Source organism: uncultured Kriegella sp. (assembly GCF_963975415.1).
GTDB lineage: Bacteria > Bacteroidota > Bacteroidia > Flavobacteriales > Flavobacteriaceae > Kriegella.
In genome coordinates this window covers 212,555-228,659 of sequence record NZ_CAXBGN010000002.1, presented here as the reverse complement: position 1 = coordinate 228,659, position 16,105 = coordinate 212,555, and the positions used below count along the sequence as shown (strand labels likewise).

16 protein-coding genes and 1 tRNA gene are annotated in these 16,105 nt (G+C 39.9%); 7 read left to right on the top strand and 10 right to left on the bottom strand.

Annotated features, from left to right (window positions below; all coding sequences use genetic code 11):
* Nucleotides 1–400: 400 nt before the first annotated feature.
* The 4 genes from AACZ88_RS04810 to AACZ88_RS04795 all read right to left on the bottom strand — a co-directional run bounded on the left by AACZ88_RS04810 (nt 401) and on the right by AACZ88_RS04795 (nt 3,266).
* Nucleotides 401–1,105: a TIGR04283 family arsenosugar biosynthesis glycosyltransferase gene (locus AACZ88_RS04810; RefSeq protein ID WP_339706982.1), complete on the bottom strand. Its 705-nt coding sequence runs from the start codon at nt 1,103–1,105 to the stop codon at nt 401–403.
* Nucleotides 1,106–1,260: 155 nt separating this feature from the next.
* The gene (locus AACZ88_RS04805; protein ID WP_339706979.1) at nt 1,261–2,076 is read right to left on the bottom strand and encodes a purine-nucleoside phosphorylase; all 816 of its coding nucleotides are present in this window, start codon (nt 2,074–2,076) and stop codon (nt 1,261–1,263) included.
* The gene (locus AACZ88_RS04800) at nt 2,073–2,750 is read right to left on the bottom strand and encodes a TIGR04282 family arsenosugar biosynthesis glycosyltransferase (RefSeq protein WP_339706976.1); all 678 of its coding nucleotides are present in this window, start codon (nt 2,748–2,750) and stop codon (nt 2,073–2,075) included. The genes AACZ88_RS04805 and AACZ88_RS04800 overlap by 4 nt, the downstream gene beginning before the upstream one ends.
* A gap of 75 nt (nt 2,751–2,825) precedes the next feature.
* Nucleotides 2,826–3,266 (bottom strand): rhodanese-like domain-containing protein, encoded by a 441-nt coding sequence (locus AACZ88_RS04795; protein ID WP_339706973.1) that lies wholly within the window; start codon nt 3,264–3,266, stop codon nt 2,826–2,828.
* 141 nt (nt 3,267–3,407) lie between these two features.
* Here AACZ88_RS04795 and AACZ88_RS04790 point away from each other — a divergent pair, with 141 nt between their 5' ends.
* Nucleotides 3,408–4,976 carry a glycoside hydrolase family 32 protein gene (locus tag AACZ88_RS04790; protein WP_339706970.1) on the top strand — a complete coding sequence of 523 codons (1,569 nt, stop codon included), beginning with the start codon at nt 3,408–3,410 and terminating at the stop codon, nt 4,974–4,976.
* A gap of 47 nt (nt 4,977–5,023) precedes the next feature.
* Here the strand turns inward: AACZ88_RS04790 and AACZ88_RS04785 are convergent, their stop codons facing one another.
* From AACZ88_RS04785 to AACZ88_RS04760, 6 genes are all read right to left on the bottom strand, one after another.
* The gene (locus AACZ88_RS04785) at nt 5,024–6,331 is read right to left on the bottom strand and encodes an ADP-ribosylglycohydrolase family protein (RefSeq protein ID WP_339706967.1); all 1,308 of its coding nucleotides are present in this window, start codon (nt 6,329–6,331) and stop codon (nt 5,024–5,026) included.
* 349 nt (nt 6,332–6,680) lie between these two features.
* Entirely contained in the window at nt 6,681–7,067 is a 387-nt protein-coding gene (locus AACZ88_RS04780; protein WP_339706964.1) for a GIY-YIG nuclease family protein, read from the bottom strand.
* The gene (locus tag AACZ88_RS04775) at nt 7,042–7,428 is read right to left on the bottom strand and encodes a GIY-YIG nuclease family protein (protein ID WP_339706964.1); all 387 of its coding nucleotides are present in this window, start codon (nt 7,426–7,428) and stop codon (nt 7,042–7,044) included. Before AACZ88_RS04775 ends, AACZ88_RS04780 begins: the two co-directional genes overlap by 26 nt.
* Entirely contained in the window at nt 7,403–7,789 is a 387-nt protein-coding gene (locus tag AACZ88_RS04770) for a GIY-YIG nuclease family protein (RefSeq protein ID WP_339706964.1), read from the bottom strand. Before AACZ88_RS04770 ends, AACZ88_RS04775 begins: the two co-directional genes overlap by 26 nt.
* Nucleotides 7,764–7,970 carry a hypothetical protein gene (locus AACZ88_RS04765; protein WP_339708196.1) on the bottom strand — a complete coding sequence of 69 codons (207 nt, stop codon included), beginning with the start codon at nt 7,968–7,970 and terminating at the stop codon, nt 7,764–7,766. Before AACZ88_RS04765 ends, AACZ88_RS04770 begins: the two co-directional genes overlap by 26 nt.
* A 117-nt stretch (nt 7,971–8,087) precedes the next feature.
* Nucleotides 8,088–8,160 (bottom strand) — tRNA-Phe (locus AACZ88_RS04760).
* Nucleotides 8,161–8,280: 120 nt separating this feature from the next.
* On the opposite strand from AACZ88_RS04760, the gene AACZ88_RS04755 reads away from it, so the two are divergent.
* The 6 genes from AACZ88_RS04755 (at nt 8,281) to AACZ88_RS04730 (ending at nt 16,096) form a co-directional block, all read left to right on the top strand.
* The gene (locus AACZ88_RS04755) at nt 8,281–9,009 is read left to right on the top strand and encodes a type III pantothenate kinase (RefSeq protein WP_339706961.1); all 729 of its coding nucleotides are present in this window, start codon (nt 8,281–8,283) and stop codon (nt 9,007–9,009) included.
* A complete protein-coding gene (locus tag AACZ88_RS04750) occupies nt 9,010–10,302 on the top strand; it encodes a hypothetical protein (RefSeq protein WP_339706958.1) in 1,293 nt (430 codons plus the stop codon). It begins immediately after the preceding gene.
* A gap of 42 nt (nt 10,303–10,344) precedes the next feature.
* A complete protein-coding gene (locus AACZ88_RS04745) occupies nt 10,345–11,718 on the top strand; it encodes a hypothetical protein (RefSeq protein ID WP_339706955.1) in 1,374 nt (457 codons plus the stop codon).
* A 3-nt stretch (nt 11,719–11,721) separates the two neighbouring features.
* The gene (gene lptC, locus AACZ88_RS04740) at nt 11,722–12,330 is read left to right on the top strand and encodes an LPS export ABC transporter periplasmic protein LptC (protein ID WP_339706952.1); all 609 of its coding nucleotides are present in this window, start codon (nt 11,722–11,724) and stop codon (nt 12,328–12,330) included.
* 198 nt (nt 12,331–12,528) lie between these two features.
* Entirely contained in the window at nt 12,529–13,818 is a 1,290-nt protein-coding gene (locus AACZ88_RS04735; protein ID WP_339706949.1) for a hemolysin family protein, read from the top strand.
* Nucleotides 13,819–13,978: 160 nt separating this feature from the next.
* Nucleotides 13,979–16,096, top strand: coding sequence for a peptidylprolyl isomerase (locus AACZ88_RS04730; protein WP_339706947.1), 2,118 nt, complete (start codon nt 13,979–13,981; stop codon nt 16,094–16,096).
* Nucleotides 16,097–16,105 lie beyond the last annotated feature (9 nt).

The following is a 16,105-nucleotide window of genomic DNA, read 5'->3' as shown; positions in this document are numbered from 1 at the left end:
CTTAGTTGTTGTGTATTGTAAGTTGGTTAACTGTGAATGAAAATTGCAATTATATTTTTTGCATTAATGTGCAATAGCTGTACATCTTTCGCCTACTTCCCCGGCCGTGGTATAATTTAATAATACAGCAGAGACCGATTGTGAACTCTCATTATGGTCAAGCAAAAGAAATTTATCGAGAGTTGTTTCAAAACAATAATTTTCGGTTATAGGTCGTTTTAACGTTATTGAAAACTACTTGAAGGCATATAGTAATTATGGCTTTTTTAGAAAAATATTTTGTTCAGATAGGCTATTGAACAAAAAAGGCAATAGTATCTTTCAGATGCTGTTGTCTTTTGTTTTTTTGAGGTCTTTCTGATTTAAAACGGGGATTACTTCCAAAAAAGATGCAATAGTTTTAAAGTGTGATTTTGTTACTGTAATAGTCATACAATTGGTCTGGGCCGGCTCCTAAAATATTCTTTAAGTGTATTATTCCAAAATGATATTGTAGTCGCAATGTTCCACACTTCTCGTATTTACGCGCAGAGGTAATGACTTTTTGTGGCAATACTTTAAACTTGGTTTCTTTGTATAGTCTTCCTATGAACTCACTATCCTCGAGAATGAGATAGTCCTCATTAAAACCCTGCATTTTTTGAAATAAAGATTTGGTGACGAACAATGACTGATCTCCACCGCGACAGATTTTGTGATTAATAGCAGAAAGGGATGCAAAAAATTTAAGAAAATTACTATTGCTGTCAAACTTCATGCGAAAACATCCGGCAGTTTGACGATGGGCCACGGCATTCAATATGTTCGTGTCGAACTTTTTTGGAGGGAAAGTATCCGCATGTAGGAAATAAAGAATTTGTCCTTTGGCTCGTCTAGCACCGTAATTCATTTGTTTTGATCGACCTTTTGGGCTATGTAATACCATGGCCCCGAAATCGGAGGCAATCTCTGTTGTGTCATCAGAGCTTCCGCCATCAACAACAATAATTTCTTTGATATTTTTAACCGAACTATGTTCTTGTAGATACATTAATAGACGGGCAATATATACGGCCTCATTTAAGGTAGGAATAATGATGCTAATTTTAAGACTTCTGTTTTTCATTAAAAATATGAGGGGCACTTAAAATTGTTAGAACCTAAAATTAAGTGGTTGTATATCTGAAAACCTTACGGATGGTCAGAAAATTTAACAGTTAAAGTTTAATGTGTTTGGGTGAATTCAAGCGATGTCATGTAAAGGCACAATACTTGTTGCAGCTATAATGATCGTATCAGTTCTTTGAACAGTTTGATCATTTTGGGTTCGGTCTTGCCTGCTATCTCAATAATATCTTGAATGTTGACGGGGTCTAGTTCGTCGGGGTTGCATTCGTCGGTCAAAACCGATATGGCCACAATGGGAAGGTCTAAATGGTTGGCGACGATTACCTCTGGCACGGTGCTCATACCCACTGCATCGGCTCCAAGTATTTTTAACATGCGATATTCTGCCTTGGTTTCAAGTTGAGGGCCTACTACAGAAGCATATACCCCCTTTTGCAATGAAATAGTTTCTTTTTTTGCAATTTCCTCTAATTTTATTCGCATCTGAACATCATACGGCTCACTCATGTCAGCAAATCGATGACCGAATTCCGCAACATTTTTAAAGGCTAATGGGGATCCTCCTTGAAGATTAATATGATCTTCTATCAGCATAATGTCCCCCTTTTTATAATCGAGATTAATGGCCCCGGCCGCATTGGAAATAAATAGCTTTTGTATTCCGAGTTGGTGCATCACACGAATGGGGTAGGTGATGTCTAAAAAATCATAACCCTCATAAAGATGGAACCTACCTTGCATCACTACAACTTTTTTACCCTCGATGCTTCCATAAATTAACTTTCCGGCATGAAACTCCACTGTCGCCAGTGGAAAAAACGGAATGTGATTGTAATGCGCTTCAATAGGGTCTTTGATTTCCAAAGCCAATTTGCCGAGTCCGGTACCTAGCACGATACCGATTTCCGGATTTTCAAATCCTTTTTCCTTAAGATATGCGACCGATTCGTTCAATTGTTTTCTTCTCATTTTTCGCTATGTTTTAGAAACGGTTGAAAAGCAGCGATATGCTGGATATCTTCATATACGTCAACATCATTTTTGACGTCCATCAGGTGTATGTTTTTATTCTTCAAATCATTCAGGGTGTCTTGTAATACCGTACTTTGACCCCAATCCTTGTTTTTAAAGGGTTCGGGGGTCCATTTTTTCATACCTAGCAAATAATATCCTCCATCGGTCGCTGGGCCTAAAACAATATCAGAATTATTCAAAGCGATAAATGCATTTTCAAGGGACTCTTGATTTAAATCGTACATATCACTACCGATTATTATGATCTTTTCAAACCCTTTTTCAAAACCTTCTTGAAAAGCATGGGCCATGCGCTCACCGAGATTTGCTCCTTTTTGAAGTTTTTTTTCAAAAATAGTGCTGTCCCAGACATCGTCGTTCCAGATATCTTCAGAATACCACACCTGTTTTTTAACAGTCAGGTTAGTGGTCAGCGCAACGGTGTGGCTTAATAAAAACTTGTAAATGGCAAGCGCTGCTTCATTTCCTACCGTAGCGGCAAGTCGCGTCTTGCATTTCCCTAATTCCGGGTTTCGAGTAAAAATAAGGAGTAGGTTCTTAGTGTCTACCAAACTGAAGTGAACAGTTTGTTCGTCTTTTTTATCTTGTTTCTGAAGTATAAGACCCATTTTAATTTTTAGAAGTTTAAGGAAGACAAAAAGTCAAAATCCATATTCAAAAATAAAGTATTTAAGAATAATTAGCTACCGATTTTTAGGGCCATATACCTTTTCGCCCTTAGTCAATAATTTCCCCCAATGTTTGCTGAATGCATGTACTTTTTCGGTCTCGTTTCCTGCAGGGTCGTACACGGGAAAGCCCTTGTTTTTCCATTCAAAAATGCCTCCATACAAATTTTTGACATTTTTATAACCTGCTTTTTGCAATCGTTCCCCGATATCTTCCGAACGCACACCAATAGAGCAATAGACCGTGATTTCGCTGCTTTTGTCAATAGCCTTTGCATCGATAGAGTCGATATCAAATTCTTTGTAGCCCACCCAAATGGCATTGTTAAGATGGCTTACGTTGAACTCGTCTTTCCTTCTTGTATCGAACAAAATTGCATTTTTCGAAAGCTGTAGCGCTTCGGCTGATATGTAGGGTATACTTTCTTTATTGAATTTCTTTAATTTTCTATCCATTTTAGTCTGGGCGGTGAGGCCGAGAAGAAAAAATTGAGAAATAAATAAGCACGAAATATATTTCATTATAATTGAATGGGAATAACGACAAAGATACTATTTTAGAGGTTGTAGGATCAAAGGCGTTTTTAAGAATACAATATGGATAACATTGGAAAAAGGTTTTATTTGGCGTTGGTTTTGATAGTTTTGATGTCTTGTAAAGAACAAGCCAAGAAGAAAGAACCTGCGGTCATAACGCAAAACAACAAGATGGAGTATTATAACGAACGGTATAGGCCTCAATTTCATTTTTCCCCTGAGGAAAAATGGATGAATGACCCTAATGGCTTGGTGTATCACAAAGGCGTTTACCACCTCTTTTATCAATATTATCCTGAAGATATTGTCTGGGGGCCTATGCATTGGGGTCATGCAACGAGTAAAGACTTAGTGGTTTGGGAACACAGGCCAATTGCGCTGTTTCCTGATGCCCATGGTTATATATTTTCTGGAAGCGCAGTAGTCGATGTCTATAATACTTCGAAACTTGGTTCTGATGAAGCCCCACCTTTGGTGGCTATTTTTACGTATCATGATGCCGTCGCAAAAAAAGAAGGAAAGGAACGTTATGAGACACAGGGGGTTGCTTTTAGTTTAGACAATGGTGAAACATGGACAAAGTATGAGGGTAACCCGGTAATTGGAAACCCGGGCGAAAGGGATTTTAGGGATCCCAAGGTTTTCTGGAATGAAAAAACAAAGGCTTGGAGTATGCTCTTGGTCGCTGGGGATCATCTACAAATCTGGGGTTCAGATAATTTATTGGAATGGAAAAAAGTCAGTGAATTCGGAAGGGAGCAAGGTGCTCACGGAGGTGTTTGGGAATGTCCTGATATGTTTAAATTGGTTGTTGATGAAACTGGTGAGGAAAAATGGGTATTGCTCATCAGCATCAACCCTGGTGCACCGAATGGAGGTAGTGGCACGCAATACTTTGTTGGTGATTTTGATGGGGAGACCTTTACTTCTGACCAAAAGAATGTGCGATGGGTCGATTGGGGCGCCGATAATTATGCGGGGGTTACGTATAATAACACGCCCAATAATGACCGTATTTTTATAGGTTGGATGAGCAATTGGAACTATGCGACAAAGACACCGACCAAAAAATGGCGGAGCGCCATGACGCTGCCTCGTAAACTATCACTGCGAAAAATTCGGGGAAATTATGAGCTGATCAATTATCCTTTGAAAAATCTAAATGACTTACTAAAATCTAAGCAAGAAGCAAATATTGTGCTTCAAGCGGGAGCAGAGGAAGCTATTTCATTTGATAATTTCAATCAGGCTGAAATCCGATTTATGACAAACGCAAAAGATTTTAACCTTACCTTCAAGAATCAAACAAATGAACGCCTGATACTTGCTATGGACGGGGTTAAAGAACAATTTTTAGTGGATCGCTCCCAATCTGGAGTGACCAATTTTGATAAAAACTTTGGAGGGCTCCAGCAGATGCCCATAATCAACCTTCCAGAGGGGCAGTTTGAGGTCCGTCTGTTTGTGGATCGTTCTTCTATAGAGATTTTTATTAATAAAGGGCAATATGTAATGACCTCGCAGCTGTTCCCTACTGAGAATTATACCGATTTATCGATTAAAAACACAGGCAATACTCAGCTTTCCCTTAACGACTTTAAGATTAGTGAGGTTAAGGATGTTTGGTAGCTTTACATGGATTATTGGACTGTAGCAGATGCGTTTAAATCTGGGTGCTATGGCATATGTTCTTGACCGTAAAGCAGCTCTTGTGCCAATGCTTCAAGATCAATGCCCATTTGCTCTTTGTTAACTTTTAGTACTTCATTCCGTAGTTCTTCCGGAAGATTCGTAAACCCGTCTTTAGCTCCAAGGATCATTCCCGCAACGGCGGCCACAGTGTCATTATCGCGGCCATAGTTTACAATAAATTGCATGGTTTTCGTGAAATCTCCCTCTCCGAACTGCAGGGCAGTAACCAGAATTTGCCAGATTTCACCGGCATGGAAGGCGATGGCTTTTTCATTCTTTTCTAAAAACTGGTAGACCATTTCTTGACGAGCCCAATCGCTTTTAGTTCCTTGAAAATTTTTGGGGATTTTAAATAGTAGGGAATCTTTGGCGAATACCGAATCGATTAAAACCAAATCTTTGATGCTCAACACATGTTTTATTGAAACATCGGCGACCGAATAGGCGATACGACCAACCAATCTACTGTCTTGGTACCCGTTGGGGTCGACAAAGGTCGCGGTATTTAAAATAGAGTCCATGTCGTGGGTGCGCATCGCCATTTGGGTCATACCAGCCACTAGTCCAGATATATCTTTGGCATATCCCAAATCAAAAATGGAATGGCTGTAGCCCATGTTATAGGCATCTTCCACATTGTAGGCGATAAGGCCGAACATGGGTGTGTAAAGCTGCCCGGCACATGACATTTCTCCTCCATAAAATCGATTTAACGATTTTTGATAAGCCTCGTCACTTTCTTGATAGGCTAGGGAAACCCGGGCCCATTCTTTGATCCAATCCATTTTTTCGATTTTTTCGTCCAATAGATCGGTATTGATAAAAAGATCTTTGTCGGCCAAGGTTTTGGCCAGAGATTGGTAGTAGTCGGTAATGAACCTTGCAAATTTCTTCGCTTCCGGCTTTCCTTTACTATCATTAAAATACTTGACCATAAGTAGTTTCCATCGCGTATCATCGGTGGTTGCTCCGGCCATTAGGTTGTGCCCCCAGATTCCTTCGGGTGATTGTTCACGAACAGCAGGGGTGAGCCCGGTAATATACCCATACTTTAACTGAATGTCTTTTCTTGGCCACATTTCGGTTGACGCCCCCATGGCATCACCAATTGCCGAACCAACAAGTGCACCCAGAACCTTATCGTACTTTTCGGCTTTGGAAAGCTGTAAGCTATCTGCTCCGTAAGCAATCTTCTTGGGAGCATCGATATCGATTTTGGGTGGCATTTCCTTACAGGAAAAACTTAGAAGCAACGAAATCAGTAGTAGTAGAAGGGCGAATGTGTTTTTCAAGCCTGTAATTTTTTTAAAGTTAAGTTTTTTTGATTTGTATACGAAACATACAGCCGATTATACAGTTTTACCCACAGGACAGGGATAAGTTGAAGGAGTTACAGTTTATGTTTGTTCGCAAATGGATGCTTTTTGAATTAGATGGAAAAAAAATCCGATAGTTCAGAACGATAGAAAGCATTAGGAAGTATTTGTGAAAAATTCGATTTTTAATCGCAATGGCAAGGGGTCAAAATCTAATTTTTGGGAAAGGTGGCTTTGATGTTTCTCTTTTAAAAACAAAAAATCCCCGTTTGTACGGGGATTTTTGTGGTGCCTCCAGCCCCGAAGCTTCGGGGGAACCAGGGCGTTACTTCCTTTTGCCGAGGATGTCATCTAGAATTTCCGGTGCTGCGATCACTTTTTCGATGAACACCTTGCTTTTCATACATTTTACGAACTTCTCCAAATAGATGGCATCCTCTTTCGACCCGCATTTTTTGGACAGGACCAATTCCCAGTCGGTGGCCATTGCCGTATATGCGTTTTTAAAATGATGTTTCCTGTGGAGTTTCAGCCGTTCATCTATATCTGGGGTCTCCCCAACATAATAGTTGCCCCGCCCAGGGCTATGGATAATGTATAGAAAATGTACCATAAACAAAAAATCCCCGTTTGTACGGGGATTTTTGTGGTGCCTCCAGCCCCGAAGCTTCGGGGGAACCAGGGCGTTACTTCCTTTTGCCGAGGATGTCATCTAGAATTTCCGGTGCTGCGATCACTTTTTCGATGAACACCTTGCTTTTCATACATTTTACGAACTTCTCCAAATAGATGGCATCCTCTTTCGACCCGCATTTTTTGGACAGGACCAATTCCCAGTCGGTGGCCATTGCCGTATATGCGTTTTTAAAATGATGTTTCCTGTGGAGTTTCAGCCGTTCATCTATATCTGGGGTCTCCCCAACATAATAGTTGCCCCGCCCAGGGCTATGGATAATGTATAGAAAATGTACCATAAACAAAAAATCCCCGTTTGTACGGGGATTTTTGTGGTGCCTCCAGCCCCGAAGCTTCGGGGGAACCAGGGCGTTACTTCCTTTTGCCGAGGATGTCATCTAGAATTTCCGGTGCTGCGATCACTTTTTCGATGAACACCTTGCTTTTCATACATTTTACGAACTTCTCCAAATAGATGGCATCCTCTTTCGACCCGCATTTTTTGGACAGGACCAATTCCCAGTCGGTGGCCATTGCCGTATATGCGTTTTTAAAATGATGTTTCCTGTGGAGTTTCAGCCGTTCATCTATATCTGGGGTCTCCCCAACATAATAGTTGCCCCGCCCAGGGCTATGGATAATGTATAGAAAATGTACCATAAACAAAAAATCCCCGTTTGTACGGGGATTTTTGTGGTGCCTCCAGCCCCGAAGCTTCGGGGGAACCAGGGCGTTACTTCCTTTTGCCGAGGATGTCATCTAGAATTTCCGGTGCTGCGATCACTTTTTCGATGAACACCTTGCTTTTCATACATTTTACGAACTTCTCCAAATAGATGGCATCCTCTTTCGACCCGCATTTTTTGGACAGGACCAATTCCCAGTCGGTGGCCATTGCCGTATATGCGTTTTTAAAATGATGTTTCCTGTGGAGTTTCAGCCGTTCATCTATATCTGGGGTCTCCCCAACATAATAGTTGCCCCGCCCAGAGGGCTATGGATAATGTATAGAAAATGTGCCATAAACAAAAAATCCCCGTTTGTACGGGGATTTTTGTGGTGCCTCCAGGAATCGAACCAGGGACACATGGATTTTCAGTCCATTGCTCTACCAACTGAGCTAAGGCACCATGCCGTTTTAAGCCAAAGGCTTTGCTAAGGCGGGTGCAAATATAATTTCAAATTTAAGAACTGCAAACAAAAATGCAAAAAAAGGTGTTCGTTACCCAACATTTTTTGATCTTTGTCTTATGAACTTAATAATTGATGTCGGAAATAGTTCGGTGAAACTGGCCGTATTTGATGGGGGTGTATTGATTCATCAGCAGCAAATGCGAGGTGAAGAACATGCTGGGCAGGTAAAAGAGATCTGTGATCGATATCCAAGATTGGAGCGAGCTATCGTTGCCGCTGTAGGTGAACTCGATGAAAAGATGATTAAAGTGTTGTCGGTTTTTTGTTTTGTTCATATGCTTGACCATAAAACCAAAACTCCGTTCAAAAATTCTTATGCTACACCACATACCCTCGGTGCAGATAGAATTGCATTGGCCGCGGCCGCTTTTTATCACAATCAAAATGGCAATACACTGGTAATCGATGCAGGTACCTGCGTTACTTATGATATGGTCAACGATTATGGGGAGTATCTGGGCGGTTCTATTTCTCCTGGTTTGACCATGCGCTATAGGGCATTACATGAACAGACCTCGAATTTACCTTTGCTCGAGTTTGAAGAGCCTTTCGATTTTATTGGAAACTCTACCAAGAGCAGTATTCAAAGTGGCGTAATAAATGGCATTTGTCATGAAATTGATGGAGTCATTGACCAATATAATTCCCGTTTCACAGATTTAACAGTTATTTTAACAGGCGGGGATGCCCATTTTTTGTCTAAACGGTTAAAAAATACCATATTTGCGCTTTCCAATTTTCTCCTAGAGGGATTAAACCATTTGTTGGAGTACAACAAACCTTAAATGATTAAAAAAATTGTTATTTTGTTGGTGTACGGTGCCGTAACCGGCCTGTTTGCCCAAAATGGTACTGCTTCACCATATTCCTACTTTGGAATTGGAGACTTGCGAGCGACAAGTACCGCTGAGAATCAGATGATGGGGGGTATTGGCATTTTCGCCGATAGCATCCATATAAACCTTAAAAACCCAGCGGCTTACAGCAAGCTGGGAATACCAGCAGGAGGTGACTACGGAATTACCACTTACGCTGCCGGGATTTCTCGTAAAGAATTGCGGCTTAAAAGTTTTACTGAAGAAGAGCGTAGTTCTATTACGAACCTTGACTATCTTGCTTTGGCCTTTAGTTGGCGTAAAGGTGTGGGGATCGGGTTTGGTGTAATGCCTTATTCTTCAGTGGGCTATAACCTAGTGTCGGAGACCACCAATAATAATGGAGAGGTAGTTACGAATCAGTATTCTGGTGAAGGTGGACTAAACAAGGTGTACTTATCTATTGGTTACGAAGTAGTTAAAAATCTAAGCGTCGGTGTCACGGGTAACTTGAATTTTGGTACTATAGAGAGTAGTCGATTGCAGATGACCGAAGATGTACAGTTCGGTACGAAAGACGAACGGCTATCGAAGGTAAATGGTGTGGATTTCACCTATGCGTTGAACTACACGCCGAAAATTAGTGAGCGACATACGTTACATTCTTCCTTGCGTTTTAATGCCCAGGCCAATTTGGTGGCGCGAAACACACGGAGAATCGGCTCTTTTTCCTTGCAGAATGGGGCTGATATTGAGGTGGTTGATGTTGATTTGGTGGCGCAAGGTCTAGAGAAAGAGGGTTTTCAAATACCTACGACTACAACTATAGGGCTTGGTTATGGGGAAGATAGAAAATGGTTCTTGGGGGCTGAGTACAGTTTTCAAGGGTTAAGTGGTTATTCAAATAACTTTTTAGACACTGGGAATTTGGTCTATGAAGACGCAAGCTCTTTGGCTTTAGGAGGATTCATTGTGCCCGATTTTGATTCCTTCGACAATTACTTGAACCGAATCACATATCGGGCAGGATTACGATTTGACAAGACCGGTATGATGGTCAATGACAAGGAAATTAATAACTTTGGCATAACTTTTGGAGTTGGACTACCGTTGAGTAGATTAATTCCATCAAATCTTAACCTTGGTTTTGAGTTGGGAAGAAGGGGTACTACGTCAGCCGATTTAATTGAAGAGAGTTACTTCAAAGTCAATGTAGGATTGTCTTTGAACGATTTATGGTTCCGGAAAAGGAAAATAAATTAAGAAAAATTTAGTACTTTAACCAAATATTAAATATCTAATCAAATGAAAAGGAAATTTTACTTCACGGCGGTAATGCTTTTGGGGTTCATGGGAGTTAGTAATGCTCAGGCGCAAAATCAGGAATGTATGACCAACCTTTCGATTTATGTAGAGCATGTCAAGGTGAAAAACTATGATGCTGCATATACTCCTTGGAAAATGGTGTATGATAATTGTCCAGATGTAAATTGGGCCAACTTCTTATATGGTGAACGTATCCTTAAAGACAAAATAGAAAAATCATCAGGATCTGAAAAAGATGCTGTCATACAAGATTTATTGACACTTTATGACAATAGCACAAAATATTTTCCTAAAAAAGCTACTCCCGCAACAGTGGCAATAGATAAGGCGCTGTTGAAATATGAGAATAAAATGGGCTCTGATTCTGAAATTTATGAAATGTTGCACAAAGCATTTCAAGAAGATCGTAAGAATTTTAAGAATTCAAGAGCGCTTTACCTTTATTTTTCTAGTTTGGTCGATTTACATAAAGCAGGCAAAAAAGACTTGCAGGAAGTATTCGATGTCTACGATGATGTAAATGACAAAATAGAGGAAGAGAACAATGAGTTGACAGCTGTAGTAACCAAGTTACTGCCTAAAGATTCATTGAAAACAATTACTACCAAAGAGAAAAGGTCGTTGAAAATTGCCACTACCAACTCTGAATCTTACGGAAAAATTGCCGGTAGTATTGATTCTAAACTTGGTAGTTTGGCTGATTGTGCCAATTTGATTCCCTTGTATGAAAAAAGTTTTGAAGAAAAGAAAAGTGATGTTACTTGGGTAAAACGTGCCGTGGGTAGAATGTTCAATAAAGAATGTACCGACGATCCAATGTTTCAAAAATTATTTGATGCACAAATGGCGTTGGATCCCTCTGCGGAAGGTTGGGTTTATAGTGGAACCATTAAAATGAAAAATGGAGACACCCAAGGTGCCTTGGCTGATTTTGACAAAGCGATGAGTCTTCAGTCCGATGGTAAGAAAAGGTCAGGTATTGCCTATAAAGTTGCTGTTATTAATAAGAGAAAGGGAAGCAAATCAACCGCTAGGAAATACGCGCAAATGGCAATTGATGCCGATGCTTCAAATGGTCGAGCTTATTTGTTAATTGCTGCCTTGTATGCTAGTAGTGCTAACGATTGTGGTTCTACTACCTTTGAAAAAAGGGCTATTTATTGGAAAGCCGCTGCTATGGCCGAAAGGGCCGGTCGAGTAGATCCAGCCTTGAAGTCAAGTGCTAATCAATCTGCTGCTAGTTATCGGGCCAAAGCGCCGTCTAAGACCGATATTTTTAATTCGGGAAATGCCGGTAAGACTATATCTTTTAGCTGCTGGGTCGGCGGAAGCGTAAAAGTGCCCAATTTATAAGATGTGACATTATTTTCTGGAAATAAATTGAATTGCATTGCCGTTATCATTATAACGGCAATGCTTTTTTTTTCATGTCAAGACAATTATAAAAGGGTTGGAGACGAAGCCCAGAAACCAATGTACCCTAGAGGGGTTGCGCAAAATTTCACGTTGGTGCGCACTAAAACGAAAAAGGACCTTGAGAGCGAAGATTCCGCACCTTCAAAGGTTGTTGCGGTTTTGACCAGTTCGGTAGGGGAAAACTATGAAAATCTTTCTTTTCCGCACATGACCTTTCCCGAAGGGTTGCAGGTCGATTTTTTTGATGATGATAATCGCAAGAGTATCATTAGGGCCGACTATGGAATTATGTATTCCATATCAAATGTAATAGATTTGCAAGGTAATGTGGTTATCGAATCACATGATGGTAAAAAGTTGGAGACCCCTCAGTTGTACTATGATCAAGACAACGAATGGATTTTTACCCAAGAAGAATTTAAATATACCAATCCAGAAGACGGAACTGTTATGGATGGGAAGGGAATGGATTTTAATAAAGACCTTAGCCTTTTAAAGGCACACAAGACCAATGGTTTAATGATGATAAAAGAAGAAGCTGATGATTAAGATTTTAAAGTATACCGAATATCTATACTTGGGGGTAGCATTTTTTTCACTGTATCGTATTTTTACCGATTGGAATGTTGATCGGCAAAATGCGTACTTGTTCGTGTTTTTTGCCATAGTCTCCGTTGGAATGTTTCTTTTTCGCAGGAATTATCGAAAAAAATTTGAACAAAGAAAACAGGACAATCAACGGTAATTGTGGGAATTGCTATATTTATTATTGTAACTAGCCTACTGCTTTCCGCCTTTTTCTCGGGTATGGAAATCGCTTTTATCTCAGCCAATAAAATACATATTGAAATTGTTAAGAAGCAAGAAGGGTTCTTGGCCAAAGTACTTGCGCGACTGACCAAAAAACCATCTAAGTTTATAGCTACAATGCTAATTGGTAATAATATAGCCTTGGTGGTTTATGGGCTTTATATGGGGGAACTGTTGATGATATGGTTTGAAGAAATGGTGCCATCGCCTTACGGTTTTCTCAATATAATGCTTACAGATTTTAGTCTTCTCTTTCAGACTTTGATTTCAACTTTGATTATTTTGTTGACGGCCGAATTCTTGCCTAAAGTACTTTTTCAGGTGTATGCCAATACCTTATTGAAGGTTTTTGCCCTGCCAGCCTACCTTTTTTATATTTTGTTTTCGGTAGTTTCTGATTTTATCATCAAGATTTCTGATTTCATTTTGAAAACATTTTTTAAAACGGATGGAGATGAGGTGCAATTGGCTTTTAGTAAAATAGAATTGGGAGACTACATTACGGAGCAAATGGAAACTGTAGAGGAGGAAGATGTAGTGGATTCTGAAATACAGATTTTTCAAAACGCATTGGAGTTCTCGGAAGTGAAGGCCAGGGAAGTGATGATACCACGAACGGAGATTACCGCTGTCGAACTTCACGAGACGCCCAAAAATTTAGCAAAGCTCTTCACACAAACAGGTTATTCCAAAATATTGGTCTATAAGAATACGATTGACAATATTATTGGTTATGTGCATTCTTATGAGTTGTTTAAGAAGCCAAAGACAATAAAAAGTATCCTACTTCCTGTAGAATTTGTTCCTGAAACAATGTTAATTCATGGCATTCTTAATATTTTGACAAAAAAGCGTAAAAGTATTGCCGTTGTATTGGATGAGTATGGGGGAACCTCTGGATTAATGACCGTTGAAGATATTGTAGAAGAGCTTTTTGGTGAAATTGAAGATGAGCACGATTCTACTGATTTGATCGAAGAGCAGATCGATGAGGCACATTATAAATTTTCGGCGCGTTTAGAAGTTGATTATATTAATGAAAACTATAGGTTAGAATTACCTGAAAACGATGAATACGAGACGATTGGAGGTTTAATTGTAAATGAAACTGGAGAGATACCTGAGCAAGGTGCTGAAATAAAAGTTGGCCATTTTATGTTTACAATGCTTGAGGTTTCCAATACCAAAATAGATTTAGTAGAACTTGAGGTACTTGAAAAAGATTAACCTTCGGCGTTCAATAGCGGTCTATGCAGCGGCTATTCAAATACCAAATTAGGTAAGGGAATAAAAATCAGTAGCTTGTTTTTTATTCCCGAGACAAAAAATTTTAAATAGATGAAAGAAAAGTGGTAGTTTTGCCACCTGATTTTAAACATTCCACAAAATGGCAATTTTAGAGAAGATAAGAAAACGTACAACCGTTTTGATTTTAATCATTGGCTTGGCCTTGTTCGCATTTGTGATTTCAGGGGTTTTTACAAGCACTGGTTTTGGAGGAGAGAAAATAGGCTCTACGGTGGCAGAGATAAATGGGGATGAAATTTCCATAGATGAGTTTAGGCAGAACCTTGAGGTTGCCACAAGAAATGCTCCACCATCGAGTTCGACCATGCAGACCGTCAATCAAGTTTGGGACCAACAAGTACGAAGTAGTATACTCGAACAACAATTTGAAGGTCTAGGTGTTGATATCGAACAAGATCAGATTATTAACTTTTTAAGGACAAGTGGTTATGCCCAAAGTCCGGAATTTCAAAATCAAAGCGGGGTTTTCGATGAAAATATGTTTAGAGATGCCGTTGCAAGCTGGAAAGCCACCAATCCTCTTCGATACGATAGCTGGTTGCAAACAGAAAAGGCCATAATTCAAATGGCCAAGGAGCAGACCTATTTTAATTTGGTCAAAGCGGGTGTTGGTGCCACTTTGAAAGAAGGAGAGATGGATTATAAACTTGCTAATGATAAGATGGATATCAAATATGTGAGAATTCCATTTACCTCAATACCAGATAGCTCTATTGTCGTGTCTAAAAGTGATATTTCAGCATACATTCAAGCACACAAGGAAGATTTTAAACAAGAGAAAGGTAGAGATATTCAATTTGTTTATTTTGAAGAGAAGCCATCTTCTGAAGATGAGAAGGCCGTTGAGGATGAGATTACCAAATTGCTAGACGATACGATTGAATATAATGCCCAGAAAGATCAGAACGACACATTAAGGGGTTTTAGAAATACGACTAATATAACCGATTTTCTTGACAGGAATTCAGATGTGAAATTTGATACCATTTATAGGGCTAAAAAGGAATTGCCCTCAAATTTTGCCGATACCTTGATGACCTTAAACGTAGGAGAAATTTATGGCCCCTATCGCGATGGAGATTTCTTTAAGGTTTCAAAAATGGTGAACAGAAAGCCTAATGGATCGGTAAAGGCCAGTCATATTCTAATTCAGTATGAGGGCGCAGAGCGAGCAAATCCTGATGTAAAGCGCACTAAAGAAGAAGCAGAAAAAAAGGCAAAAGACCTACTACGTGATGCCAAGAAGAAAGATGCAGTATTTGTAGAATTGGCACGGGACAATTCCGATGGTCCTTCTGCTCCTAATGGTGGGGACCTTGGCTACTTTCAAGAGGGTAGAATGGTTCCTGAATTCAACGATTTCGCTTTTGACAATTCGGTGGGTACCATTGGTATGGTAGAGACAGCTTTCGGTTTTCATGTTATCAAAATTGATGATAAGGAAGATGTAGTGCAAATCGCTACCTTGGCACGGGAAATTCAACCATCTGAAGAAACAAGCAATGGTTTGTTTACAGATGCCACTAAATTCGAAATGGAATCGACATCTTCTGAAAAGGCTTTTAGTGATTTGGCGAAGGAAGCAAACTATGTGGTTCGGCCGGTGAACAAAATAAACCCAATGGATGAAAACCTACCAGGCCTTGGCGCACAACGAAGCATAGTGCAATGGGCATTTAATGGAGATTCTGAAATTGGGGATATCAAACGTTTTGATGTCAATGGTGGATATGCAGTTGTACAACTGACGGCAAAGTATGAAGAAGGTCTTATGTCTGCCGATGAGGCCTCCGCTACGGTTTTGCCTAAAATACGTAAAGAACGTAAGGCGACACAAATTATGGAAGCCAACAAAGGAAAATCAATCGAAGACTTGGCAAAAGATAACAACGTTGCTGTCTCCACAGCCTCTGCACTTGCCGTGAAGTCTCCCACCATTCCTGGTGCTGGTAGTGAACCTAAAGTAGTGGGTAGGGCATTTACAATGAAAGAGGGAGCCACTTCAGATTTAATAGAAGGAAATAGCGGTGTTTTTATGGTGACCCTAACCAAGAAAACCGAAGCTCCTAAATTAGATAATTATAGTACTTATGCCAATGCATTAAAAACTACCAATGCCGCTAGAGTAAATACAGAGGTTTATAATGCATTGAAAGATGGTGCCGAAATAGAAGACAAAAGAGCAACTTTCTTTTAATAGTTGTTG